Source organism: Vibrio splendidus (assembly GCF_002873455.1).
GTDB lineage: Bacteria > Pseudomonadota > Gammaproteobacteria > Enterobacterales > Vibrionaceae > Vibrio > Vibrio splendidus_J.
The window spans coordinates 101,055-125,650 of the sequence record NZ_MCUN01000012.1; the positions used below are offsets into that span (position 1 = coordinate 101,055).

25 protein-coding genes are annotated in these 24,596 nt (G+C 45.6%); all 25 read right to left on the reverse strand.

Annotated elements, in window-relative coordinates; all coding sequences use genetic code 11:
- Entirely contained in the window at nt 1-618 is a 618-nt protein-coding gene (ccmA, locus tag BCU75_RS11935) for a cytochrome c biogenesis heme-transporting ATPase CcmA (protein ID WP_102465760.1), read from the reverse strand.
- Nucleotides 619-896: 278 nt separating this feature from the next.
- Entirely contained in the window at nt 897-1,409 is a 513-nt protein-coding gene (locus BCU75_RS11940) for a DUF2802 domain-containing protein (protein ID WP_076678085.1), read from the reverse strand.
- Entirely contained in the window at nt 1,409-1,903 is a 495-nt protein-coding gene (locus BCU75_RS11945) for a chemotaxis protein CheW (protein WP_004736225.1), read from the reverse strand. The genes BCU75_RS11940 and BCU75_RS11945 overlap by 1 nt, the downstream gene beginning before the upstream one ends.
- A gap of 72 nt (nt 1,904-1,975) precedes the next feature.
- Nucleotides 1,976-3,019: a chemotaxis protein CheW gene (locus tag BCU75_RS11950; RefSeq protein WP_102473989.1), complete on the reverse strand. Its 1,044-nt coding sequence runs from the start codon at nt 3,017-3,019 to the stop codon at nt 1,976-1,978.
- Nucleotides 3,006-3,788: a ParA family protein gene (locus tag BCU75_RS11955; RefSeq protein ID WP_017076808.1), complete on the reverse strand. Its 783-nt coding sequence runs from the start codon at nt 3,786-3,788 to the stop codon at nt 3,006-3,008. Before BCU75_RS11955 ends, BCU75_RS11950 begins: the two co-directional genes overlap by 14 nt.
- 10 nt (nt 3,789-3,798) lie before the next feature.
- Complete coding sequence (locus tag BCU75_RS11960) at nt 3,799-4,920, reverse strand: protein-glutamate methylesterase/protein-glutamine glutaminase (RefSeq protein ID WP_102473990.1); 1,122 nt, start codon at nt 4,918-4,920, stop codon at nt 3,799-3,801.
- Nucleotides 4,921-4,933: 13 nt separating this feature from the next.
- A complete protein-coding gene (locus BCU75_RS11965) occupies nt 4,934-7,105 on the reverse strand; it encodes a chemotaxis protein CheA (protein ID WP_102473991.1) in 2,172 nt (723 codons plus the stop codon).
- Between the two features lie 9 nt (nt 7,106-7,114).
- The gene (locus BCU75_RS11970; protein ID WP_102473992.1) at nt 7,115-7,846 is read right to left on the reverse strand and encodes a protein phosphatase CheZ; all 732 of its coding nucleotides are present in this window, start codon (nt 7,844-7,846) and stop codon (nt 7,115-7,117) included.
- Nucleotides 7,847-7,952: 106 nt separating this feature from the next.
- Nucleotides 7,953-8,321: a chemotaxis response regulator CheY gene (gene cheY / locus BCU75_RS11975; protein ID WP_016767062.1), complete on the reverse strand. Its 369-nt coding sequence runs from the start codon at nt 8,319-8,321 to the stop codon at nt 7,953-7,955.
- Nucleotides 8,322-8,363: 42 nt separating this feature from the next.
- Nucleotides 8,364-9,098, reverse strand: a complete 735-nt coding sequence (locus tag BCU75_RS11980) for an RNA polymerase sigma factor FliA (protein WP_017076812.1) — start codon at nt 9,096-9,098, stop codon at nt 8,364-8,366.
- Nucleotides 9,091-9,978 (reverse strand): MinD/ParA family protein, encoded by an 888-nt coding sequence (locus tag BCU75_RS11985; protein WP_004736216.1) that lies wholly within the window; start codon nt 9,976-9,978, stop codon nt 9,091-9,093. The genes BCU75_RS11980 and BCU75_RS11985 overlap by 8 nt, the downstream gene beginning before the upstream one ends.
- Nucleotides 9,979-9,991: 13 nt before the next feature.
- A complete protein-coding gene (flhF, locus tag BCU75_RS11990; RefSeq protein ID WP_076678091.1) occupies nt 9,992-11,575 on the reverse strand; it encodes a flagellar biosynthesis protein FlhF in 1,584 nt (527 codons plus the stop codon).
- Between the two features lie 27 nt (nt 11,576-11,602).
- Nucleotides 11,603-13,702, reverse strand: a complete 2,100-nt coding sequence (flhA, locus tag BCU75_RS11995; protein ID WP_102473993.1) for a flagellar biosynthesis protein FlhA — start codon at nt 13,700-13,702, stop codon at nt 11,603-11,605.
- Nucleotides 13,703-13,959: 257 nt separating this feature from the next.
- Complete coding sequence (gene flhB, locus BCU75_RS12000) at nt 13,960-15,090, reverse strand: flagellar biosynthesis protein FlhB (protein ID WP_102465754.1); 1,131 nt, start codon at nt 15,088-15,090, stop codon at nt 13,960-13,962.
- Nucleotides 15,091-15,099: 9 nt separating this feature from the next.
- On the reverse strand, nt 15,100-15,882 hold the full coding sequence (gene fliR / locus BCU75_RS12005; RefSeq protein WP_004736212.1) for a flagellar biosynthetic protein FliR: 783 nt from the start codon (nt 15,880-15,882) through the stop codon (nt 15,100-15,102).
- 6 nt (nt 15,883-15,888) lie between these two features.
- On the reverse strand, nt 15,889-16,158 hold the full coding sequence (gene fliQ, locus BCU75_RS12010; protein ID WP_004736211.1) for a flagellar biosynthesis protein FliQ: 270 nt from the start codon (nt 16,156-16,158) through the stop codon (nt 15,889-15,891).
- Between the two features lie 12 nt (nt 16,159-16,170).
- Nucleotides 16,171-17,100, reverse strand: coding sequence for a flagellar type III secretion system pore protein FliP (fliP, locus tag BCU75_RS12015; RefSeq protein WP_198593421.1), 930 nt, complete (start codon nt 17,098-17,100; stop codon nt 16,171-16,173).
- Complete coding sequence (gene fliO, locus BCU75_RS12020; RefSeq protein ID WP_102473994.1) at nt 17,087-17,545, reverse strand: flagellar biosynthetic protein FliO; 459 nt, start codon at nt 17,543-17,545, stop codon at nt 17,087-17,089. The genes fliP and fliO overlap by 14 nt, the downstream gene beginning before the upstream one ends.
- Entirely contained in the window at nt 17,545-17,955 is a 411-nt protein-coding gene (fliN, locus tag BCU75_RS12025) for a flagellar motor switch protein FliN (RefSeq protein WP_004736208.1), read from the reverse strand. Before fliN ends, fliO begins: the two co-directional genes overlap by 1 nt.
- A 29-nt stretch (nt 17,956-17,984) precedes the next feature.
- The gene (fliM, locus tag BCU75_RS12030) at nt 17,985-19,028 is read right to left on the reverse strand and encodes a flagellar motor switch protein FliM (protein ID WP_076678095.1); all 1,044 of its coding nucleotides are present in this window, start codon (nt 19,026-19,028) and stop codon (nt 17,985-17,987) included.
- A gap of 7 nt (nt 19,029-19,035) precedes the next feature.
- A complete protein-coding gene (gene fliL / locus BCU75_RS12035) occupies nt 19,036-19,524 on the reverse strand; it encodes a flagellar basal body-associated protein FliL (protein ID WP_102473995.1) in 489 nt (162 codons plus the stop codon).
- 53 nt (nt 19,525-19,577) lie between these two features.
- Complete coding sequence (locus tag BCU75_RS12040) at nt 19,578-21,713, reverse strand: flagellar hook-length control protein FliK (protein WP_102473996.1); 2,136 nt, start codon at nt 21,711-21,713, stop codon at nt 19,578-19,580.
- Between the two features lie 182 nt (nt 21,714-21,895).
- Nucleotides 21,896-22,333, reverse strand: a complete 438-nt coding sequence (gene fliJ, locus BCU75_RS12045) for a flagellar export protein FliJ (protein ID WP_017076818.1) — start codon at nt 22,331-22,333, stop codon at nt 21,896-21,898.
- A gap of 19 nt (nt 22,334-22,352) precedes the next feature.
- Nucleotides 22,353-23,672 (reverse strand): flagellar protein export ATPase FliI, encoded by a 1,320-nt coding sequence (fliI, locus tag BCU75_RS12050; RefSeq protein WP_010439337.1) that lies wholly within the window; start codon nt 23,670-23,672, stop codon nt 22,353-22,355.
- Nucleotides 23,672-24,472: a flagellar assembly protein FliH gene (gene fliH / locus BCU75_RS12055; RefSeq protein WP_102473997.1), complete on the reverse strand. Its 801-nt coding sequence runs from the start codon at nt 24,470-24,472 to the stop codon at nt 23,672-23,674. The genes fliI and fliH overlap by 1 nt, the downstream gene beginning before the upstream one ends.
- Nucleotides 24,473-24,596: the final 124 nt, after the last annotated feature.

A 24,596-nucleotide genomic window follows, 5' to 3' on the forward strand; every position in this document is an offset into this window, starting at 1 on the left:
TTACTCACCCAACTTTATTTTTCTTAGTTTCGGGCTATCAGCAAACATATCTTGGTGTGTGGTTAACAACACAATGCCACCGTTGTCTGCATGCCGAGAAAAAAGAGACTCAAGAACTTTAACACCCTGCTTATCAATGGCAGTCAGCGGTTCATCTAGAATCCACAACATTTGCTTACTTAACCACAGGCGAGCCAATGCCACACGGCGCTGTTGACCAGCAGAAAGTTGACCTGCAGGCACGTCTTCTCGTCCAGCAAGGCCTACCTGAGCCAATGCATTGTAAAGTTCTTCGTTACTCGTCCCACCGCTGTGAATCGATTGATAGAAGCTCAGGTTCTCATAGGCACTAAGCTCGCGTTTTACGCCAGTTTGGTGACCAAGAAAAAGCAAATTTTGGTGATACACATCTCGACTCGTTTCAATGGACTCACCATCCCAAGATATAGTGCCTTCATCACGATCACCTAACCCAGTGATAATCCTAAGGAGTGTCGTTTTCCCAGTACCGTTACGACCTTCAACTTGAACCAACTCACCAGGTTTCAATTGAAAAGACAACGATTCAAATAGAACCCTGTCGTCACGAATAGCAGTTAAATTTGAGACTTCAAGCATAGGTAAATTTAGTCGAGTAATGAGAGGGCTATAGTAGCACACCAATAAGGTGACAAAACAGGATTAGGCCTTTTCGATAAGACAAACTCCGTAAGAAACTGTTACCACCGCATCACAATTTACACATTTTCATCAACAAACAAGATATTGCATTAGATACAAACACTTATAAACAACGTTCTATATAGATATAACAGGCATAAAAAAAGAAGCCGAAGCTTCTTTTAAGAGAGATGCATGATAAACATCAATTGCTCAATACGCAGTAAGCGCTCAATTTAACGACGTCGAGTCGGGTCTCTGCGATCGCGAGGGGATGTCGGTTGTTCATCGTACGATGAAGGGTTACTTCTTAGCGAAGGGATTTTTTCCTTACCTGCGAGCTTGTTCTGTAGAGACATCATCAGCTCAGCTTCAGCTTTAGGTAATTCACACTCTTCGATCAGTTCGTTTATCCCTGCGCCAAGCTGAACCATTTTCGTCGCACGCGTGTACAAGCGCCCATCGGTATCAACATGTTCCAGCTCTACGATGCGTTCATTCAAGTGCTTTATTAGATCTTGCTGCTCCGTCACTTTCTGACCAAGGCCAACCACGACTGAACGAACTTCAAGCAATTGCTTGCTCGATTTTTGAAGTTCTTTGTCCAAGTTGCGAACTTGCAGGCGTGACTGATCGAGCTGTTTTTGAATCGCACGTTTTACTTTGCTAATCAAAATCAGAATGAATAACGTAAAAACCCCGACTCCAGCAATCAGAGCAACAGGGCTTAAAGGAAGCGCTTCAAACATTACAGGTGAGCCATCTCATCCCATTCGTCTTCGCTTAGTAGTTTGTTTAGATCTACTAAGATAAGCAGCTTGCCATCACGGTTACTAACACCTTGAATGAACTTAGCACTTTCATCAGTACCAACACTTGGAGTTGTATCGATTTCAGAAGAACGTAGGTAAACCACTTCAGCAACGCTGTCTACTAGAATGCCAATGACTTGACGCTCAGATTCAATAACGATGATACGAGTGTTGTCTGTGATTTCACCTTGCATCAAACCAAAGCGAGAACGAGTGTCGATAACAGTAACAACGTTACCACGTAGGTTAATAATACCTAGAACGTAATCTGGAGCACCCGGTACTGGAGCAATTTCACTGTAGCGAAGTACTTCACGTACCTGCATAACATTAATGCCGTAAGTTTCTTCTTCTAGTTGAAATGTCACCCATTGAAGTACTTCATCATTGGTTGGGTCTTTTCTTACTTCAATTTCACTCATATGAGACATATTTAATCCTCTTGCCGTCGTTACCGACCACTATTATTAACTTGATGCTTATTGTTAGCCTAATGCTTATTACTAGCTTAATGCTTTTACATCTAGCCCTGCGTTTAGCATGGCGATCAATGCTTCGACATGAATCAAAGCACACATTTTTTCTTTTACCATACCAGCGAGCCATGGGCGTTTACCTGCCATTTCTCGCCAACGTACTTTATCTGTATTAAGAAGCTCGGTACCTTTAAGCTCAGTGCCCGCAAGACCCCATAAGCTTTCACCAAGCATCACTATATATTGATAGTTTTCTTTGTATTCATCATTCGTTAGTTTCTCAGGCATCACCCACTTTGCAGTGTCGACCACATCTAACTGACTGTCTCGATTTGTTTGCAAACCTAAATACCAAGCAGGCTTACCAATCAAATGGCTTAGCTCTTCAAGGCGATGAATACCACCAAGCTCATCAAGAGGAACAGCAAAAGTTACCCCGTTGACATCAAAATACAGTACCTGAAAATCTTCTGTTCGAGCCGTAGTTTCCCAAGATGTAAACCGTTCAATACCGCCAGATTGAGTTTCAAGCTCAACCTCGGGTTCACTGATAGATTCAACTTCTGGCTCTTCAGCTATTGGAGACTCGGCTTGCTGCTCAATTGGTCGTTCAACAGGTCGATCAACAACCATTGATGAATCTGGCTCTGGGAGGTTCCAATCTTGAATCTCGGGCTCTACAGAAAGCTGAACGGATTCCACCGCAGCATCAAACATTTGCATGTCTGCTTGCTGAGCGATTTTCCGCGTGTTCTGATCCATTAATTCATCAAGATTCAGTTCATCAACCACGTTCGTCGCTTCTAAGCGGCTCAGTAGTTTTTGAACGTCTTCCAGATTGGGCACTTCAAATTCAGCTTCTCGCAACTCAGCATACGTCGAGTAACTTGAAATTTGACGCTCTGGCTCTGGCTCTGGCTCTGCAGATGATGACTCATCGCTGGTCTCGTCAACAAAAAATTCGTCAGAATCCAGCATTTCATCACCTAATAACGCAGCAAAGTAATCATCAAGTGCTTGTTCACTTGATAAACTTGATCGCGCCATTGTTGATTCTTTATTCGCGCTCATTTATCGCCAGCCTTTCGAGATAAATAAGCAGCTGTTTGTAAGCAAATACACCACGACTACCCGATGCAAAATGAGATGCTGGTAAGCGCTTTAGACTAGCATCTCTAAACTTAGTGTCTATCGGTACAGCAGATGTCCAAACTTGATTTGGATAATCTTCTTTTAGCTGAGTTAATGTTTGCAGTGATGCTTTGGTTCTCTTGTCGTACATCGTCGGGACAATCGTCACCTTAAACGGTGTTTTGCGAGACTTCTGCATGATAGCCAAGGTGCGAATCATGCGCTCTAAGCCTTTCATTGCCAAAAACTCAGTCTGTACCGGAATCAAAATACGGTCACTGGCAGCTAATGCGTTGACCATCATCACACCTAAAATAGGCGGACAATCGATAAGCACATAGTCATAGTCGTCTTTTAAAGCCGCTAAAGCGCGCTTCAAGATCAACCCCATACCGCTTCGATTTCCCATCACACGGTCTAATGTCGCCAAAGACATGTGCGCGGGAATAATATCGATACCTTCGACTTCCGTTTGTAAAATCAAAGGTCTTACTGTCGGCGCGTTAAACTCACGCAACTGAAATAGATCAAACAGACTCGATTCCACCGTATCTGAGTCGTAACCCAGATAGGTGGTTAGTGATGCATGCGGATCGGTATCAACCAACAGAACACGGTGCCCCTTCAGCGCAAGTAAACCTGCTAGGGTCACGGTCGAGGTCGTTTTACCAACACCACCTTTTTGGTTTGCAACACTCCAAACAATCATTTCGATTTACCTAAGCTAACCCAACTTCAACCAAAATCCTTTCCGCAATGCGGTCTAGAGGGAGGTCTTCAGTAGAAATGCCAGCTTTTGCTACAGCTTGAGGCATACCATATACAACACAACTATCTTCGTCTTGCGCCCAGATTGTCGAGCCCGCAGTTTTTAACATACGCGAACCTTCTCGACCATCAGCACCCATACCAGTCAGTATCATAGACAAGACTTTATCGCCGTAGATTTTCGCTGCAGAGCCGAAGGTTACATCCACACAAGGTTTGTAATTCATTCGGTCGCCGCCATCGATAATTCTTAAGCGAGCAGATCCTGCACGGCCGTCAACCATCATCTGTTTACCACCAGGAGCAAGATAAGCCACTCCAGGTTTCAACACATCTCCGTCCTGTGCTTCGCGAACTTCAATCTTACATAAGGTATTCAGTCGGCTAGCAAAAGCGGCGGTGAACGTTGCTGGCATATGCTGAACTAACACAATTGGATGTGGATAGTGTGCAGGGATGCGTGTCAAAATTTTCTGTAACGCAACAGGGCCACCGGTAGAGGTACCAATTGCAGTTAATTGATACTTTTTACCCGAAGCTCTGAATTTCGCCGTTGAGGCAACCGCCGGCTTCACTGCCGAAGCAGCAGCTGAAATCGGTTGGCGCAATGGTGCTGATGTTGAAGCTGTTGTAGTTGTAGCTCGTGGTGCAATAGGAGCACGGCGCATAAACGCACGCTTTGCTGCAATCTGAATCACACGTTGTTGAAGCAACGCGACTGCATCATCACGGTTACGTGCGATGTCTTCAAACTTCTTAGGTAAGAAGTCTAAAGCACCAGCGTCTAATGCATCTAACGTTGCTCTCGCACCATCATGGGTTAACGACGAAAACATCAAAATAGGCGTTGGAGACGCAGCCATGATTTCACGAACGGCGGTGATGCCGTCCATGACAGGCATTTCGATGTCCATCGTGATTACGTCAGGTCTCAGCTGTTTCGCTTTCTCAACCGCTTCTTTACCGTTTACTGCTACATCAATGACTTCTAGGCGAGCCTCTGAGTTGATGATCTCGCTAACGCGACGACGAAAAAAACTCGAATCATCAACGACTAATACTTTAATCGCCATATTTATCCTTAAATTAAATTCTTGACGCAGCTGCGTACTGCTTCAACAAGTCCGGCACATCTAGAATCAATGCAATGTGTCCATCACTTGTAATTGTCGCACCGGCCATTCCTGGCGTGCCCTGTAGTAGTTTATCAAGTGGTTTGATAACGACTTCTTCTTGGCCAATAAGCGTATCAACAACAAAACCAACACGTTGACTACCAAGTTGCACGATAACAACGTGGCCGTGTCCTTTACGTAATTCTACAATCCCCGCTTTAGGTGCCAGCCAGTTTTGCAAGTAGAACAACGGAATAGACTTATCGCGAACGATAATAGTCAGTTGGCCGTCAACAACATTTGTGCGGCTTAAATCTAAGTGGAAGATCTCGTTTACAGAAGCCAATGGCAATGCAAATGGATGACCGGCAACACCGACCATTAAGGTGGGTAGAATCGCCAGCGTCAATGGAACCTTGATCGTAATCTTGGTGCCTTGTCCCATCTCTGAATCAATATCAATCGAGCCATTCAGTGTGTTGATCGCTGTTTTCACAACGTCCATACCTACACCACGGCCAGAGATATCCGAGATTTTTTCTTTACTTGAGAAGCCAGGAGCAAAGATAAGATTGAAACATTCTTTGTTTGATAAGCGAGACGCTGCATCTTCATCCATCAGACCACGTTTAACCGCAATAGCACGCAACGTATCAGGGTCCATACCGCCGCCATCATCAACGATAGCCAGTTCAATGTGGTCACCTTCTTGCGAGGCAGATAGAATCACTTTACCCGTTTGTGATTTGCCAGCCGCAATACGGGCTTCAGGCATTTCAATACCGTGATCCACAGAGTTTCTCACTAAGTGAATCAGTGGATCGGCAAGTGCTTCAACTAAATTCTTATCAAGATCCGTTTCTTCCCCGCGCATTTCAAGAACAATGTCTTTCTTCAAACTACGAGCAAGGTCGCGGACAACTCGTGGGAAACGACCAAAAACTTTCTTGATCGGCTGCATACGAGTCTTCATTACCGCACCTTGAAGGTCTGCGGTAACAACATCTAAATTCGAGACAGCTTTCGCCATTTCTTCATCGTTACTGTTTAAGCCAAGGCTCACAAGTCGGTTACGAACCAACACCAGCTCACCCACCATATTCATGATGGTATCCAGTGTTGACGTATCGACACGAACTGTTGCGTCAGCTTGTTGTTTCTTCGCAGGCGCTTTAACTTCTGCTTTCGCAGGGGCTTCTTTAACAGCGACCGGTGCCGATGGTTTAGGCTTAGGTGCTGCTTGTGGAGCTGGCACTGGAGCAATTGGCTTCGCTGCAGCTGGCTTAGTTGCCGCATCCAGCTCTTCAATAGTTGGCCCATTACCAGAACCATGTAGCTGATCTAGTAGCTTCTCAAACTCTTCGTCGCTCATCAGGTCATCACCTTCAGACATCGCCGAAACGGGTGCAGAAGAAGGTGCTGGCGGAGGAGGTGCAGAACTTACTGCCGTCGGGCTCTTACCCGCACCATGCAGTTCATCTAATAACTTTTCGAATTCGTCGTCAGTAATATCACCACTCTCAGCAACCGACTGAGGAGCAACAGGAGCTGGCGGCGGTGTTGGTACAGAAGATGCTGTTGGTGAACCACCTTTACCATGAAGCTCGTCAAGCAGACGCTCAAACTCATCCTCAGAGATATCATCCACTGAAGAGGCACTAATACTTGCGCTTTCGACGATCGGTTCAGCAGGCGCTTCAAAAACTGGCTCAGCGATTACTGGTGCTTCGACTGGGGCAGCTTCATCGGCAGACTGCGGTCTGCAGAGGCGGTGAAGTTCATCCAATAAAGCTTGATCAGCTGGCACTAAAGGCTCCTGATCTTGCACGGCTTGAAACTGTACATTAACTGTATCTAGCGCCTGCAGCATCGTATCCATCAAACCTGATGTTACGCTGCGTTGGCCGTTTCGTAGAATGTCGAACACATTCTCAGCACCATGACAAGTATCCACCAGCTCAGTCAATGCTAGGAAACCAGCACCACCTTTTACTGTATGGAAACCACGGAAAATAGCATTTAATAGGTCTTTGTCGTCAGGGTTATTCTCAAGCTCTACCAGTTGTTCTGATAGGAGTTCAAGGATCTCTCCTGCTTCGACTAAAAAGTCCTGAAGAATATCTTCGTCTAAATCGTAGCTCATACGTTACCTTTAAAATCCAAGACTGGATAACAAATCGTCGACTTCATCTTGAGATGCAACAGCATCTTCACGCTCTTCTGGGTTCAGAATTGGACCTTCAGGCGCAATAGATGCTTTCTTCTCTGACTCTGGAGTTGGCTCTATTTGATTCGCACCGAATACGGTGAGAATCTCGACCAAACGTCCTTCAACCTCATTCACCAAGGTAATAACTTTGCTAATTATCTGCCCAGTTAAATCTTGGAAATCCTGAGCCATCAAGATTTCAGTCAATTGTCCACGTAGTTCAGTACTATCGCCTTCTACTTGGACAAGCAATCCATCAATGCGGTGACATAAAGCTTTAAATTGTGCCAGCTCAATGCGGCCATGCATCAGTTCATTCCATTGAGGCCTTACTTGAAGTAAACACTCGTGTAGGTTGTCTGCAATTGGCATACAACGATCGACAGCGTCCATCGTCTTATTTGCCGCAACTTCCGTTTTATCAATGACATACTGAAGGCGATCCCTTGCATCAGGGATTTCATCATTTGCGATAACGCTGATGCGCTCATCGAAATTAAATTGAGTCAAAGAGTCATGGAGGTCGCGAGTCAAACTTCCTATTTCTTGAAGCATTGGATTGTCTTGAAGACTAAAATTGTCTTCATAAATGCTTCTAACAAGAGAATCAGCATCTTGCTGCTTATCGTTCTCAAGCAGCTCTACTAATTTTTTTGCTTGTTCTAATGAAATCATCCTGAGTTCGGCCTTACTCCGCATACTTTGTGCGCTTAGGCTATCGAGATAAACAGAGAACTTATCGGTCAGTGTTTGCCTAGAAGTGCCTAAAACTTATTGATGCTTATAAGCGATCAAAAATCTTATCAAGTTTCTCTTTCAGCGTTGCAGCAGTGAAAGGCTTCACAATGTAACCATTAACACCCGCTTGCGCTGCTTCGATGATCTGCTCACGCTTCGCTTCCGCAGTGATCATAAGCACTGGAAGGTGCTTAAGTTCTGCATCTGCGCGAATGTGTTTAAGCAGGTCAATACCTTGCATGCCTGGCATGTTCCAGTCAGTTACCACGAAATCAAATTCGCCTTTTTTCAGCATAGGTAACGCGGTTAAGCCATCGTCTGCTTCTTGAGTGTTGTTGAAACCTAAATCGCGAAGTAGGTTTTTAACAATTCGGCGCATCGTTGAAAAATCATCAACAATGAGAATTTTCATGTTTTTGTTCAAATTAGCCTCCACTGAATAAAATCAGTGTTGTTAGTCGTTCTGTGTCCAAGCACTTAACTTAGTGCGTAAACGCTGCATAGATTGGCTCAGTATTTGGCTGACGCGAGATTCGCTGACACCTAGTACTTCCCCTATCTCTTTTAAATTGAGTTCTTCGTCGTAATAAAGCGAAAGCACGAGGCCTTCCCTTTCCGGAAGTTGTTTTATCGAATCGATCAAAGCTTGACGGAATGACTCATCAGCAACCCCTTGAAAAGGCGTGTTATCTTGAGAGTCTTCATTCGGAGATATTACATCATCTGAGACGCCTAAATCTTCGATCCCGACCAGTCTTGAGCAATTAATATCAGTTAAAGCGTTGTGGTACTGGTCTAAACTCAGCCCCATATGCTTTGCCACTTCGGCATCACTTGGGTCGCGGTTGAGGGTACCCTCTAATTCCGCGATTGCACTGCTGATTTCTCGATTATTTTTATGAACCGATCTCGGCACCCAATCACCACGGCGAATGTCATCCAACATAGCTCCGCGAATCCGAATACCTGCATACGTCTCAAAGCTTGCGCCTTTAGTACCATCATAGTTTTGTTGCGCTTCAATCAAGCCAATCATGCCAGCTTGAATTAAGTCATCAACCAAGACATTAGGCGGTAATCGCCCCAACAAGTGATGAGCGATACGTTTAACCAACACAGAATACTTCTCAAAAAAAGCCTGCTGGCTATTGTGATTAGCATGTTGATCGTAAGTAAGCGCTTTATTCACCAAATGGTTCCTCTATAAATTCAGTACGATTAAGCAGCCTTTCAACAAAGAACTCCAAGTGTCCACTTGGCGTTTTTGGTATTGGCCAGGTCAATGCTTTATTAGCCAAAGAGCTGATTGCCAATGCAGCTGGAGAACGAGGGTACGCATCTACTACGATTTTCTGTCTCTTGACTGATTGACGTACTTTATCATCTAAAGGAATACATGCTACGAGTTCGAGGCTCACATTCAAGAAGCGCTCTGTGACCAAAGTCAACTTTGCAAATAATTCTCGGCCTTCGCGGTAGCTTCTGACCATATTTGCAACAATTTTGAATCGCTGAACTTGGTGCTCCCGGCTCAAAAGCTTGATCAGTGCATATGCATCTGTGATTGAGGTAGGCTCATCACAGACCACAACAACCACGTCTTGCGCCGCTCTTGAGAAGCTAATTACCATGTCTGAAATACCCGCAGCGGTATCAACCAACAAGATATCCATCTCATCTTCAAGCGAACCAAATGCACGAATCAACCCAGCGTGTTGAGCGTGTGAAAGTTCAGTCATGCTTTGTGTGCCAGATGTCGCTGGAATAATTCTAATTCCGTGCGGCCCTTCAACAATCGCATCCTTAAGTTCACATTCGCCAGCCAACACATGACCCAGGTTTCGTTTAGAACGAATGCCCAGCATGATGTCTACATTAGCCAGCCCTAAGTCGGCATCCAGTACCATGACTTTCTTGCCTTGGCGAGCCATACAAATAGCCATACCTAACGTCACATTCGATTTACCGACGCCTCCCTTACCACCGGTTACAGCGATAACTTTTGTGAGTGAAGGCTTGGTTAAGCGACGGAGGCCGCTAGCTTGATCGTGTATCATATTCTCATTCATATTTATCCGCCGCCTAGAGCCCTTCAGAATCGCTATTCCAGTAATGAGGTTCATTCTCTGTAGATTTTTCTAATAACTCATTGGCCTTAGCAATCATATACTTTGGCTGAGCTATGACGATATCTTCAGGAACTCGTTGACCATTTGCTATGTAAGCAACTGGTAATGCATTTTGTATTACCACACTGATGAACTCACCCAAGCTAAGGGATTCATCCAGCTTAGTCAGGATACATCCCGACAACGGGATTCTTCTAAAGTGTTCAATGGTTTCTTGTAGTACTTTGCGTTGTGCGGTTGCAGGCAACACAAGGTAACTATTGATAACGGAACCACTCTCTTGCATCAATGTGTCTAACTGCTCGGATAGGCGAACATCTCGTTGTCCCATGCCTGCAGTATCGACCAGAATCAGGCGACGATTACGTAACTGATATATTACATCGGCCAATTCACTAGAATCTTTAGCAACTCTTACAGGACAACCCATAATTCGACCATAAATCGATAACTGCTCATGTGCACCTATACGATATGTATCCGTTGTCACTAGTGCGACGTTGTCAGCACCATATTCCATGGCTGCGCGTGCAGCTAGCTTAGCAACCGTCGTTGTTTTACCTACGCCAGTCGGGCCCAATAAAGCCACAATACCACCGCGTTTTAAAATATCTTTTTGCGTGACAGAGATTTGGTCAGCAACCAGGGCTAACAAAGCCTTCCATGCACGTGCAGGTTTGGTATCTTCAGGAATGTAACAGGCCATTTGATCGGCAAGCTCGGCAGATACACCCATACGCTCAAGGCGTTTGATAAGCATTGCTCTGAGCGGTTCACGACGCTCAACTTCTTGCCACATTAGTCCTGACACTTGATGCTCTAACAGACGACGAATTGAGGTCATCTCTTCGCGCATCGTCTCCATTTCAGCATCTGAACCTTTCGACTGAGTGTTCTCACGACCACGATCATAACGGGTAGGATCCAAACGAGGTGCTGGACGCTCTACTCTGCGGTCTTCGGCAATCAATTTGGATAAGCCGGTTTCACGGGCAAATGCTGAATCGAGGCTCCCATGAGACTGTCGGTTGCCAGAAGACTGTTGGTTACCGGAAGACTGTTGATTACCAAGAGACGGCTGGTTGCCAAGAGACTGACGATTACTATGCGGCTTATGACCCGTGCTGGATTGGCGATTTAGCAATGCTGACAACGAGTCTTCGTTTTCAGCACGGTGTTGTGGCTCATCATCGGCGCCATGACTGTATTGCTTTAGCATATTCGCAAAGCGTTTGGTCATTGAGCGTCCACCTTCAGCATTCGTCTGTAGGCTAACCTTGTCATCGTCTAATTGACGACGTCCTGCCGGTGCTGCGGGCGCGGCCATTTGCGTATATTGGCTTTGCGCAGGCTGCTGAGGTTTATTTAATCTCTGGCTCGCTGTCGACGGGCTAGACTCGCCATCAATAGCGGCAACAATTTCCACGCCACCTGCGACCTTTTTGTTAGACATGATCACCGCTTCTGAGCCAAGTTCTTCTTTAACTTGGAGCAGTGCGGTTCGCATATCTTTTGCAAAAAATCGTTTAATTTTCAATTCGATCGTCCGTTCTAATTAGGCGGCTTAATTACCAACAGCTTGTACTATACGTATCTGCTTTTCGTCCGGTATCTCTTGGTAAGATAACACTCTCAAGCTTGGGATCGTGTTCTTCACGAACTTAGCCAGAGTCGAACGCAATACACCAGAGGTCAGTAGCACTGCTGGCTCCCCTTTCAGCTCTTGCTCTTGTGTGGCGTGGCTGAGTGAGGTCTGTAAACGTTCGGCTAAACCAGGTTCAATACCAGCAGATTCTCCGCCGGATGCCTGCATGGTTTGATGCAAGATTTGTTCCAGCTCTGGAATCAAAGTTATTACGGGTAGTTCTGGCTCTATACCATTGATTTCTTGAACAATTAGTCGTTTCAAAGAGATACGAACAGCCGCCGTAAGTATGTCAGGTTCTTGACTCTTACCTGAGTACTCCGACAAAGTTTGGACTATTGTTCGAATGTCACGAATTGGAATGGCTTCATTCAATAGGTTCTGTAGCACTTTCACAACGACACCAAGCTGTAATTGATCTGGTACAAAGCCTTCCACTAACTTAGGCGTTGAACGGCTAAGCATTTCAAGAAGATTCTGAACTTCTTCGTGACCAATCAATTGTGATGCGTTATTCGTTAGCTGTTGACTGAGGTGTGTTGCCAACACGGTTGATGAATCAACAACCGTATAACCTAAGGCTTGCGCATGTTCACGCTGCTCTTCACGAATCCACACCGCTTCTAGGCCAAAGGCAGGGTCAATCGTCGGCTCACCATCGATCATTCCATACACTTGGCCTGGGTTAATCGCGAGTTCCATATCCGGCTTAATCTCGGCTTCACCAACTGCCACTCCCATTAAGGTGAGTCGGTAACTGTTTGGCGTCAATTCTAGGTTGTCGCGGATGTGTACTGCTGGGATCAAGAAACCAAAATCTTGAGACAGCTTCTTACGCACCCCTTTAACACGTTCAAGCAGTTCGCCACCTTGGTCTCTGTCAACGAGAGGAATCAAACGGTAGCCAACTTCTAAGCCAATAATATCAACAGGCTGAACATCATCCCACGAAAGTTCTTTCTGAGAACCAGTCTCTCCACTCGCTTCAACGGTCGCCGGAAGGTTTGGCTCTAGCGCCTTCTTCTTATTCTTTTTATCGATGTAATAGGCACCAGCACCCGCAACAACGGCGAGGCTCAAGAACGAGAAGTGCGGCATCCCCGGAACAATACCCATGATGCCAAGGATAGCGGCGGTTATCATCAAAGATTTGGGATTATCGAACATTTGGAAGAAGAGCTGTTGCCCCATATCTTCATCAGTGTTTTGACGCGTTACCATCATCGCGGCAGCGATAGAAAGGAGTAGAGACGGGATTTGTGCAACCAGACCATCACCGATAGTCAGTAACGTGTAGATTTCAATCGCTTCACCAAAACCAAGGTCAAACTGAACCATACCAATACTCAAGCCACCAATGATGTTGATGAACAAGATCAAGATACCGGCGATCGCATCACCTTTAACAAACTTAGATGCACCGTCCATTGAACCGTAGAAATCGGCTTCTTTGGTCACTTCAAAACGTCGAGTACGAGCCTGATCTTGGTCGATCAAACCTGCATTTAAGTCGGCATCGATTGCCATCTGCTTACCCGGTAAAGCATCAAGGGTAAAACGTGCACTTACTTCCGAGATACGACCCGCACCTTTGGTAACAACCATGAAGTTGATAATCATCAGGATCAAGAACACCACCAAACCAACCGCATAGTTACCACCGATAACAACGTTACCAAAGGCTTCAATAACGTTACCGGCAGCATCACCACCTTCATGACCATGGAGCAATACCACACGTGTCGAAGCAACGTTCAAGGCCAAGCGGAGCAGAGTCGCAATCAGAAGTACGGTCGGGAATGCTGCGAAGTCTAAAGGCCTACGGGTATAAACCGAAACCAACAGCACAACCATAGACAGTGCAATGTTAAAGGTGAAGAACATATCCAACAAGAAAGCTGGAATGGGCAACACCACCATAGCAAGCGTTGCAAGTACCATAACAGGTGCACCAATCGCAGGCATTGCACGGTTAGGAATTTTAGGTAGCTTGTCCGCAAAAGGCAGGGAGAATTTCATAAATCTAGGCAGTTTCGCTATGTTGTAGCTGTCTCACCAAGCGAATTGAGGCTCAGGTTTAAGCTATGTTGCTAAGGTTCGCAACGATCAAGTTTATAACGATCAGGTTTATAATGATCGGACTTATTATGTTCGGCATTGATATAGCAAACACTGTACCAACATCTCACGTCAAATTATCGCCATCACCTCGGAAAAAAGAGGGTTAGCTAAGTTGCTATTATCAAGGTTCATTAAGCTGAGCTCAAGCAATTGATCTAATGACGTAAATCAGGTGGGATCGGCATATTAGAATCTTGCAGTTTTGGCCTCTCTCCACCTTTTTTTCGGTATTGTTTAAGCTGGAAAACATATGCAAGCACTTGTGCAACTGCCGTAAACAGACCGTCAGGAATTTGTTGTTCTAGCTCTGTAGTGTGATAAAGCGCCCTAGCCAATGGCGGTGCTGGAATAATATAGATGTCATTTTCTCGCGCGATTTCACGGATCTTCATCGCCATATGATCAACACCTTTAGCAACCACAATTGGTGCCTTATCTTGATTCTGCTTATAGCGCAGCGCCACTGAAAAGTGCTCAGGGTTGGTCACAATCACATCCGCTTGAGGAACGTCAGCCATCATTCGACGTTGAGCCGCTTCTCGTTGCAGCATACGAATACGACCCTTAACTTCGGGTTTACCCTCAGTGTCTTTGAACTCATCTTTGACTTCTTGCTTGGTCATCTTCAGCTGATCGGCGTGTTGCCAGATCTGGAATGGGATATCAATGGCGACCACGATGAGTAGAGAACAACTGATCAACAGAATAAAGTTGAGTAATATATCCAAAGCATGAAAAATATTTTGCGGGTACACATCCATGCTCAACTGCATTAAATCGTGCTGAGAAGCTTGAATCAGGTAAATGGCCATGCCCGATACTAAACCCACTTTCAGGATAGATTTCAGCAGCTCTACCCAACTTTGTAGGCCAAACATACGCTTAATACCACTCAAAGGATTAAGCTTAGACGCCTTTGGCATAGCCGCTTGCATTGAGAAATTGACGCCACCAACACCCGCTGCGCCAATTACAGCAGCAACGAACAAAGTAATGAGAATCAAGAACAGCGGGAACAGCAGGTTTACTAATGCGCCACCCGCAATTTCGAGGAGTTTGTTAGGATCAAATATCTCCTCGCGGCTCAGAGAAAATAGGCGTTGCATGGCCTCGAACAAAGCCTTCGCCATCGATTCGCCAAACCACATTAAAGAAATCGCACCGACTATCAATACCGATGCTGACGCCAGCTCTTTTGACCTTGCAACCTGCCCTTTCTCTTTGGCCTGTTGCAAGCGTTTGGGCGTGGCGTCTTCTGTGCGTTCTTGACCGTCTGACTCTGCCATTTCAGTCTCCTAGCAATCTAACCGGATTAGACGACATATCTGTTGCTCGCCTTGTATCCAAAATAGCTCATAGTGGCTAAACAATCCGCCAAGGATGTACCAACAAAGTAACAGACCCACGAGTAGCGCAAATGCAAAACCCAAAGAAAATATGTTTAGCTGAGGTGCTGCACGTGTCATTACACCAAATGAAAGGTTAATCGTCAGCAGCGCAATAATGCCCGATAACGACATCGCTAATGCTGTTTTGAACATGATGCCAAGCCACAGTGCCAGCTCTCTGAAATCGACGGCGGTTAAAGAGCCACTGCCAATCGGCAAAGTTTTAAAACTGAACACCACCAATTGCAGCATTTTCAAGTGGCCGTCGGTCGCCAAGAAAAACATGGTCGCCAACAGCATGAACAGTTGGCCAAGTACTGGCGTATTTTGACCGTTTGCTGGGTCAACCATAGAGGCAAAGCCCAAACTTGATTGCATACCTAAAATCTGACCGAGCATAACAAAAGTTTGAATCAAAAACTGCGTAACAAACCCCATGGCGACACCAATCACGATTTGTTCAAATACCGTCAAGAATCCTTGAAAGGACAGCAGCTCAATCTCTTTAGGAACAGCTGGGATTGCGGGCATCACCGCAAAGGTGATCGCCAAACCTAAATACAGACGGATACGCGGCGACACAAAGCGTGCCCCTGTTACCGTCATCACCATCAGCATGGCTGAGATGCGAGTGTATGGCCAAAAATAATTGGCTAACCACTCTAGTACAAGGCTCGTTGGGTATTCCATATTGGTTTAATACAGAACTTGGGGTAAGCGTTCGATGAGTTCGAAAAAAAACTCCATCATCATCTGAGTCATCCAGTGAGCAAACATCATCAACGCCAATAACGTCACGATCAAACGCGGTAGGAAACTCAATGTTTGTTCGTTGATAGATGTCGCAGCTTGGAAAACCGCTACGACTAAACCAATCAATAGGCTAGGAATAATAATGGCACATACCATTATCAGTACCATCCAAAGTGCATCTCGGAACAACTCTACGAATATTTCAGGATTCATTATTCCCCCCAGCTACAAGGCAAAACTGCCGGCGAGAGTGGAGAGTATCAAGTTCCAACCATCAACAAGAACGAACAACATCAACTTAAATGGTAACGATACAATCATCGGTGACAACATCATCATACCCATAGCCATCAATACCGAGGCGACCACCAAGTCGATAATTAAGAAAGGTAAGAACAGCATAAAGCCGATTTGGAAAGCCGTTTTCAACTCCGATGTGATAAACGCTGGAATCAAAACTGCCATTGAAACATCTTCTGGGTTAGTCACTTCCGCACCCGAAATCTCAACAAAAGTTTCTAGATCTTTGATGCGGGTTTGTTTGAGCATGAAAGACTTGATCGGGCCTTGGGCAACGTCGAACGCTTGTCGCGCCGATATTTGTTCATTGAGATAAGGCTGAACCGCTTGCTCATTAACTTGATTGATCACTGGTGACATGATGAAAAAGGTCAAAAATATCGCGATACCAATAATCACTTGGTTTGAAGGCGTTTGTTGGAGACCCATTGCCTGACGCAAAATAGACATTACCACCACAATACGGGTGAACGACGTCATCAAAATTACCATTGCCGGCAAGAAGCCAAGCATGGTCATTAAGGCCAATATCTGTAAATTGATCGAGTAGTCTTCACCGCCATTGGCGTTGGTTGTCATGGTAAAGGCAGGGATGCCACCACCATTACCCGTTAAACTACCAGTCGTCATGGTTTGCGATTTAGCTTGGTCTTGTTCCATCGTGCTGATGGTAACCGACTCTGAGCCTGCTGTATTTGCTGGAATGACAGTGCCATCTTCAGCCTGTGCAAATACCGAAACACTGAACACTAAAGAACAGAGGAAGATGAGCTGAACCAACAACGCTTTTACCACTCGAAAAGATCCGATTTGGCAAAGGTAAGATGAGGTAAAAAGTCCGTTACTTGTTTGCATCTTTTTTAATTAGCTGGGAAAGCTGACTTGAAAATGTACTTTTTTCCAGCATCTCCTGAGTAAGAGGTTTATCGAGCTTAGAGATCAGCTGAATTGATTGTGTGGTAATGCCTACTAAGAACTGTTCATCACCGGCTTGCACAATCGCAATGCGTTCTTTAGTACCAACAGGAATTTGCCTAACAATAGCCAAACCTTGTTGATTCGACATCGCAGGCACTTGCATTCGCTTGAGTAACCAAGCAATAAATAAGATGAAGGCGATAACGAAAATTAGCGACCCAAAAGTGGTCGCTAAATCAAGAGAAGGAGGCGCGGCAAAGGCAATAGAAGGCACAGACAACAGCCCTATTCCCAGTATTCCACAGGACAAGCTTGTGATTTCACGAAACAAACCAGCTATCCCACGAGACGAGCCCACCAAACTTTTTGGCAAAAAGCGCATTAACGTAGCTTCTTAATTCGTTCTGTTTGGCTAATTACGTCAGTCAAACGAATACCAAATTTGTCGTTCACCACAACCACTTCTCCGTGAGCAATCAGGGTACCGTTAACCATCACGTCCAGTGACTCACCTGCAATTCTATCGAGCTCTACAACCGAACCTTGGTTCAATTGAAGTAAGTTACGGATACTGATTTGAGAACGCCCAACTTCCATCGAGATAGTCACTGGGATATCCATAATGGTATCCAGTTTACGACGCTCATCTTCAGAAATAGGAGACGATGAATCGGTTAGTTCATCAAGTGGTGCCGCAAGCACATCATCAACGTCAATTGACGGTGCTAAAGGGTCTTCACCAAGTGCTGCAGCCCATTCGTCTGCTAGCTTTTGATCTTCACTAGGTTCCATTACCAATTCCTATACTTTTATCTATGCTGCTATTCATCATCATCGCTATTTTCTAGTTCAGACATTAAGTCTTTGCCTAGAAAAGCGAGATCAGTTTTGACCACACTTGGTCTTCGAATTTTTTCCGAAATCTGTACAGCAAGTTTTTCACCAGAACGCCCCATTTTCACACGATAAGTCGGCAGTTCTTCGACAAACATCGTCGCATGCTCAGGCATGTTCATTGGAATAACATCCCCAGGGCGCAACTCCATCAAATCACGTAGGGAAATATCTTGCTCTAACAAGTTCACACGAAAGTTGACGGGGACATCCATGATTTCATCACGCAGTGCTGTGCTCCAGCGAACGTCGGTTTCCATTTTGTCTGATTGAACACCGGCATCAAGCAGTTCACGGATCGGCTCAACCATCGAATAAGGCATCACAACATGGAAATCACCACCACCGCCATCCACTTCAATGTGGAATGAACTCACAACAATCACTTCTGTTGGGCTCACAATGTTCGCCATGCTTGGGTTCACTTCGGAATCCAAGTACTCAAACTCAACCCCCATCACTGGAGACCAAGCTTCTTTGTAGTCTTCAAAAACAATTTTCAACAGTAACTGAATAATTCGTCTTTCAGTTGGCGTGAATTCACGGCCTTCAATCTTGGCGTGGAAACGGCCATCGCCACCAAAAAAGTTTTCTACAAGAATGAAAACGAGACGAGCTTCCATGGTGATGAGCGCTGTGCCTTTTAATGGGCGGAAACGAACCATGTTTAAACTGGTGGGTACATACAATGTGTTTTGGTACTCACCAAACTTCATCATTTGTACGCCATTGATCGACACTTCAGCCGTTTTACGCAACATGTTAAACAAACTGATACGCAAATGACGTGCAAAGCGCTCATTAATAAGTTCAAGGGTCGGCATTCGACCACGAACAATTCGATCTTGTGAAGAGAAGTCGAAATTGACAGCACTATCGTTATCAGCTTCTACGCTATCTTCAACTTCTTCGACATCATCAACGCCATGTAATAGCGCATCAATTTCGTCTTGGCTTAATAAATCGGTCACAAGTTACCTACTGAATCACGAAATCAGTGAATAGCACTTTTTCAATCACAGGTTGCCCCACAGCCTGGGTCAAACTTGCTTTGATATCTTCTGTTGCCTTATCACGCAGTTCAATTCGCCCAGTTGGTGAACGTAATTGGTCAACCGTGGCTGAAGCGAAAGTGGCCAGTAGAGTGCTTTCTACGAGTGGTGAGTGGTAACGAGCTAACTCTTCATTCTTGCTACCACGTACCATCATCTGTGCTTTTATCTGAACTAAACGATTTTTTTTATCACCCGTCACATTGAATAGGAAAGGCTGAGGAATATTAACATATGCCACAGGTTCGGAAGCCGTTGATTGAACATCGATTGAAGATGCCGATTCCGCTGACTCATCATCAGATCCCATTAAAAAAAATGCAGCTCCACCACCGCCCAGTAATAACACGATAACTGCGATAATGATGAGGAGGAGCTTACTCTTCCCTTTGGGTGCATCTTGTTCTTCTGCCATATTTTGCTCTAACTTCCTGTTCTTTCGATTAACTAAGCGTTCTTAGCCTGATATTAGGCATAATAACTAATTCCATCACGCTTTGATGCGACATTCAATTCAAGATTGCTGCCACTATCAAGGTTTTCATCACCTTGGCCATCATTTGTGCGGTTAGCGCCGAATTGTTGCTCACCATTGTTGTATCTATCTTGCCCCTGACCAGAGCTCTGTTGTTGGACAGACGAATCGGCTAGCTGTAGACCTTGTTGAGCAAGCATCTCCCTCAAGCGAGGTAAGGTTTGTTCAATCACATCTCTTGCCTGTTGATTGCTAACCGTAAAGTGCACATTCGCCACATCATTATTCATGGTCATTCGAATTTTCATCTGACCTAGTTCTGGTGGGTCGAGACGAATGTCCAAGTTCTTGAGATTCTTAGACATCATCATTTGTACTTTTTCCGCTACCTGCTCGTTCGCTAACTCTTTAGTTAGCTGTAAGGGTGCCTGTTGAGCAGCCTGAATTTCAGCTCGCGTAGGTGCTGAACCAAGCGTTGCTGTACCTTGTGTGCCAGCCGCAGAAGCGATCTGCTGGGCAAAGGTCGAATCTTTAGAATCATCTTTAGCACCCGCTTTACCCAAACCAGACAATGCAGCAGCACCAGCGCCCGCTTTAAGAAGCGCATCAGTCGAACCTGTTTTTGTTGCAGCTGGCGTTGCATTCATCGCTAGGTTTTGTGCCGTTAAGCTAGGGTCTATGGCCGCTTGCTGCTGCATTGGAGCGGCATTCCCTTGTTGAAAAGCCAATTGCTGAGCCGTTACCTGTTGAGCCGCATGCGCATTATTGGCGTGTAGCATTGCCGCCTTATCCGTAAGAGCATTGTTTGCTGATTGAGAAGCGGCCTGCGCTGGTATTTGTTGTGCCGCCATCGCTACTGCCGCTGTTGATGCCACCGCAGCTAAGGCTTTGGTTTCGCTTGAATCAGTGTTGTCCCAATCAATAGTGGCGGGTTCACCAGGTGCGCTGTTCACGTTCGGAGCTTGGCTTAGTAAAGCCGTTGCTTGCTGTTGAATATTGGTTAGCTCTTGATTCAATACTTCTAAGTTAGAGGTTGCTAGAGCCAGCGCAGCTTGCTCATTAACCGTCAACTTAGCGCCACTTTGTTGCTTTTGAACCAGACCATCGACAACAGACTGCTCTGATTCAATCTGTCCATTCAATTGGTTTAACGCTTTAGTATGGGCATCAACCTGTTTTGCAAGTTCCATATCCACTGCTGAGAGTGCTTGATTCTGATCAGCAGCAACCGCACTGGCCGCGTTCTTTTGGCTCAACTCTCGACTCATACTCGCTTCAATTTTTTCTGGAGTAACGCCTTTATCCATCAACTGTCGAATTTCATCATCAGTTAACTGTGAAACACCCTTACCTCCGGTAAGCACGGCAATTTCAGAATCGACCTCAAGACCGTTTTCTTGATTTGTTACATTGGTTTGTTGTGCCGGTTTACCCACGGTGTCGGTCGCAAGAACGCCCACAGCGGTTGCACCTACAATCTTGTCTTGTGCTTCATCTGCCTTCACTTGCTGAGGCAAGCCTTTGCCGTTGTCAGGCTGATTCAGTGTTTTGTTTGCCTCGTCCAACTGACCAAGCAATTTATTGCCTTCACTCATCACAGCACTAGCTTGAGATGCCCCCTGAGCATTCAGCTCTGCGGATTGTGAATCAGAATCACTATTGACCTGAGCTTTCTGGGACTGGTCACCTTTGGGCTGAGCCGCAGCCAAGGTATCGTCATCAGAAGGTTTCGACGAGGCTTTATCGCTTGACTGTGAATTTAGTTCAGACGTCTGTTCAGTAGCGGTGTTGCTAGTAGCCGTTTTTTCAACATCCGTCGCTGCTGTAGCTTGCTTGGTTTGAGCTTCGCTAGCCTCATCAGCGATCTTAGACTCAGTTGAATCACCTTTAGTCTTTTCAGCCGATACTGCGTCTTCCGCAGAGGTCTGTTTTTCGTCTGATGTTGAGGCGCCATCAGTGTCTTTTACTGCCGCTTTGCTGTCACTTTCTTCAAAGCCTAGCGCTTCTTTAAAAGACTCTAAGAAACCTTTAGAGTCGCCGGTCTCTTCTACCTTTGAAGAGGCAGAACCGGTGTCCAACAACGATGACGTTTTGTTGGTCGCTGAATTTGAGGAAAGGCTAACATTCATATATACAAGCTCTATCTACTAGCTTTGCTGCCATAAATCGGACAACAAAAAGAAAGTCGGGTGCTTTTCATGCCTTTGCTGGGCATAACGCGCAATTTTATATAAAACGGAGCAAGAAACATGCCTATTAGTTCTGTTCTCACAATCTGAACGGCAACACCTTCGTCATTCAGGGCTTAGGATCACATCTTCTTTCGGCCATACATCAGCGTCGAGAACTCATCCATTTGCTTTTGTTCTCTTTGATCTTGCAGCTTTGCCTTCTCTTTCTGTTTTTTCTCCATCAACCACTCGTAGGATTTACGCTTTTTACGTAGCTCCATCCAGTAGTTTTGGCAGTTGTCGACTTGGTTTTTAAAATGGTGCTCCGCTTCTCTCTGTTTAGATAATGTTTCATCTAGTTGAGTTAAGAAACGGTTCAAGTGACCATACTGACTCGCTGTGAGTCCAGCTTTTCCGCGATCAATAAGTTGCTGACAGTAATCAAGTCGGTACTTTTCAATCTGAGCGACCTGCTCATAGTAACCTTGAAGCTCCGAATTCGCTTTGTTGAGCGCTAATACGGCTTGGTTCTCTTGATCCTTGGCTTGATCGAGCAAAAATTCTAATGCGTTATCCATGACTAACCTTATTCACTCGTTAGCCACCCAATACATGTTTCAACATGTTGACACACATGTCATAGGGAACCGTTTCTTTCATTTTTTGTTGTAAGTACTCGTCCAACCTCGGTTTCAAGGTGAAGGCACTATCAATGGCAGGATCAGTCCCCGGTTTGTAAGCGCCAATCGATACCAAATCTTGGTTTTTACGACAAATAGACAGTACTTGGCGCACCGCTTTCGACATCAATACATGTTCTTCGGTGGTGATTTGCGGCATAACACGACTGACGGATTTCTCAACATCAATCGCAGGATAATGTCCGGCATCGGCCATCTCACGCGATAAAACAATGTGACCATCAAGAATCGCTCGTGACGCATCGGCAATGGGGTCTTGTAAGTCATCACCTTCAGTTAAAACGGTAAAGAAAGCCGTGATAGAACCTTGTTCATCGTTGCCGTTACCCGCACGTTCCACCAGCGCAGGAAGCTTGGCGAATACTGATGGCGGATAACCTTTGGTTGCTGGCGGCTCACCCACAGACAGAGCAATTTCACGCTGAGCCTGAGCAAAACGGGTCAATGAATCCATTAATAAAAGAACATCTAAACCTTGGTCGCGGAAGTACTCAGCTACAGCCAGTGCCGTTTGACAACCTTTCAATCGCATCAGTGGCGATGAATCCGCAGGAGCAGCGACCACCACAGATCGTTTGCGTCCATCTTCGCCAAGAATCTCTTCAATAAATTCTTTAACTTCTCGTCCACGCTCACCAATTAGACCTACCACCACCACTTGCGCGGTTGTGCCTCGAGTCATCATCCCGAGCGTGACCGACTTACCGACACCGGAACCAGCAAACAGACCAATACGCTGACCTTTACCTACCGTCAGCAAACCGTTTATGGCCTTCAAGCCAACATCGAGCGGTTCAGAGATAGGTTTTCGAGCTAAAGGGTTGATTGGCTCAGCGTTAAATGAAGCGCGTTGTTCGGTATAGATTGGACCTAGCCCATCAAGTGGATTACCCACCCCGTCGATCACTCGGCCAAGCAATTCCATTCCGACAGGGATACCGCTTTCAGTGGTCACGGGGGTCACACGAGCGCCAGGTAGTATCCCAGTGATTTGTTCACTCGGCATCAAAAATAAGTTATCGCCAGAGAAGCCGACGACTTCGGCTTCCATCTGACCAGACATGGTTTCTACTAAACACAGGCTGCCGATGGGTGCTTTACAGCCGGTCGCTTCAAGCGTTAAGCCAACAACGCGTACTAACTTACCAGAGGCAATTGGTCGCGATTTTAGCCCTTCGACTTTGTATTGGCTAAGACGATTTGCTAATTCAAGCATTACTCATGGCCCTGATGACGGTTTGCGCCGCAGAAGTTTTGAATGACATTTTTCACACGGTCTTCCATGCGGTAGTTAACGCTCGACTCACCCGCTTCGATTTGTACGTCACCACGGTTGAGTGCCGGCTCTGCAACTAACGTCCAATTGCGGCAATCCAATTCAGTTTCTCCATGCGCAGAACGAATAATCGCAACGTCTTCGGGGTTAAGCTTCAATGTGATCGCATGACCAGAGATCGGCAACGACTCGACCGATTCTTTGACGGTATCTAATATGATTTGTGGGTTGGTTTGCACTTCAACATGAACCACTTCTTTGACCATGGTCAGTACCATGTCCACCAATTGCTTCTCTACCTGAGCGTTCATCAGCTCTAACGGTTGAGAAAACTGGTTGGCTAGCCCCATAAAGATGGCAACTTGCTGCTGAATGTACTCTTGACCAGCAGTCACGCCTTCAAGCTTGCCGGCTTGGTTGCCTTCTTCGTGGCCTGCAGCAAACCCTTCTTCTTTACCTTTTTCGTAACCCTGTTTAAAGCCAGCTTCTTGGCCTTGATGAAGCCCTTCCTGATAAGCACCTTGCTTAATCAGTTCGATTTGCTCTTCAGTCAGAACAAGCTCTTCGTCTTCTATGGCTTCTTCAACTGTCGGCATCCAACTAGGATCGTAATTAAAAGCCGTTTCTTTGGCTTGTTTGTTCACATCAGAGGTGTAGTCAGGCAGCCCCCATTTCTGAGGTTGGGCAACCGTATTATCTTCTTCTGGGCGAAGGAAGCCGCGTTTTCTATCACCTGACATATCAGTACCTACCTATGAGTGCGTCCAGCCGCATTGTAAATTCAAGCCGTTGAACGGGGTTAATCTGTGGTTCGAGATTGGATAAAGAAAAGCCCCAACAGTGTGGGGCTTTGAGGTTTCTGTA

Coding starts and splice junctions, on each gene's coding strand:
- fliL (WP_102473995.1), bottom strand. CDS start 19,524: ATGGCAGAAGAACAAGATGCACCCAAAGGGAAGAGTAAGCTCCTCCTC.
- fliN (WP_004736208.1), bottom strand. CDS start 17,955: ATGGAACCTAGTGAAGATCAAAAGCTAGCAGACGAATGGGCTGCAGCA.
- BCU75_RS11985 (WP_004736216.1), bottom strand. CDS start 9,978: ATGAATGAGAATATGATACACGATCAAGCTAGCGGCCTCCGTCGCTTA.
- BCU75_RS11945 (WP_004736225.1), bottom strand. CDS start 1,903: ATGTCTCATATGAGTGAAATTGAAGTAAGAAAAGACCCAACCAATGAT.
- fliQ (WP_004736211.1), bottom strand. CDS start 16,158: ATGAATCCTGAAATATTCGTAGAGTTGTTCCGAGATGCACTTTGGATG.
- fliI (WP_010439337.1), bottom strand. CDS start 23,672: ATGCTTGAATTAGCAAATCGTCTTAGCCAATACAAAGTCGAAGGGCTA.
- fliP (WP_198593421.1), bottom strand. CDS start 17,100: ATGCAAACAAGTAACGGACTTTTTACCTCATCTTACCTTTGCCAAATC.
- BCU75_RS11965 (WP_102473991.1), bottom strand. CDS start 7,105: ATGAGCTACGATTTAGACGAAGATATTCTTCAGGACTTTTTAGTCGAA.
- fliH (WP_102473997.1), bottom strand. CDS start 24,472: ATGTCAGGTGATAGAAAACGCGGCTTCCTTCGCCCAGAAGAAGATAAT.
- cheY (WP_016767062.1), bottom strand. CDS start 8,321: ATGAAAATTCTCATTGTTGATGATTTTTCAACGATGCGCCGAATTGTT.
- fliO (WP_102473994.1), bottom strand. CDS start 17,545: ATGCGCTTTTTGCCAAAAAGTTTGGTGGGCTCGTCTCGTGGGATAGCT.
- flhB (WP_102465754.1), bottom strand. CDS start 15,090: ATGGCAGAGTCAGACGGTCAAGAACGCACAGAAGACGCCACGCCCAAA.
- BCU75_RS12040 (WP_102473996.1), bottom strand. CDS start 21,713: ATGAATGTTAGCCTTTCCTCAAATTCAGCGACCAACAAAACGTCATCG.
- BCU75_RS11950 (WP_102473989.1), bottom strand. CDS start 3,019: ATGAGCGCGAATAAAGAATCAACAATGGCGCGATCAAGTTTATCAAGT.
- BCU75_RS11940 (WP_076678085.1), bottom strand. CDS start 1,409: ATGTTTGAAGCGCTTCCTTTAAGCCCTGTTGCTCTGATTGCTGGAGTC.
- fliR (WP_004736212.1), bottom strand. CDS start 15,882: ATGGAATACCCAACGAGCCTTGTACTAGAGTGGTTAGCCAATTATTTT.
- ccmA (WP_102465760.1), bottom strand. CDS start 618: ATGCTTGAAGTCTCAAATTTAACTGCTATTCGTGACGACAGGGTTCTA.
- BCU75_RS11955 (WP_017076808.1), bottom strand. CDS start 3,788: ATGATTGTTTGGAGTGTTGCAAACCAAAAAGGTGGTGTTGGTAAAACG.
- fliJ (WP_017076818.1), bottom strand. CDS start 22,333: ATGGATAACGCATTAGAATTTTTGCTCGATCAAGCCAAGGATCAAGAG.
- BCU75_RS11970 (WP_102473992.1), bottom strand. CDS start 7,846: ATGATTTCATTAGAACAAGCAAAAAAATTAGTAGAGCTGCTTGAGAAC.
- flhA (WP_102473993.1), bottom strand. CDS start 13,702: ATGAAATTCTCCCTGCCTTTTGCGGACAAGCTACCTAAAATTCCTAAC.
- BCU75_RS11960 (WP_102473990.1), bottom strand. CDS start 4,920: ATGGCGATTAAAGTATTAGTCGTTGATGATTCGAGTTTTTTTCGTCGT.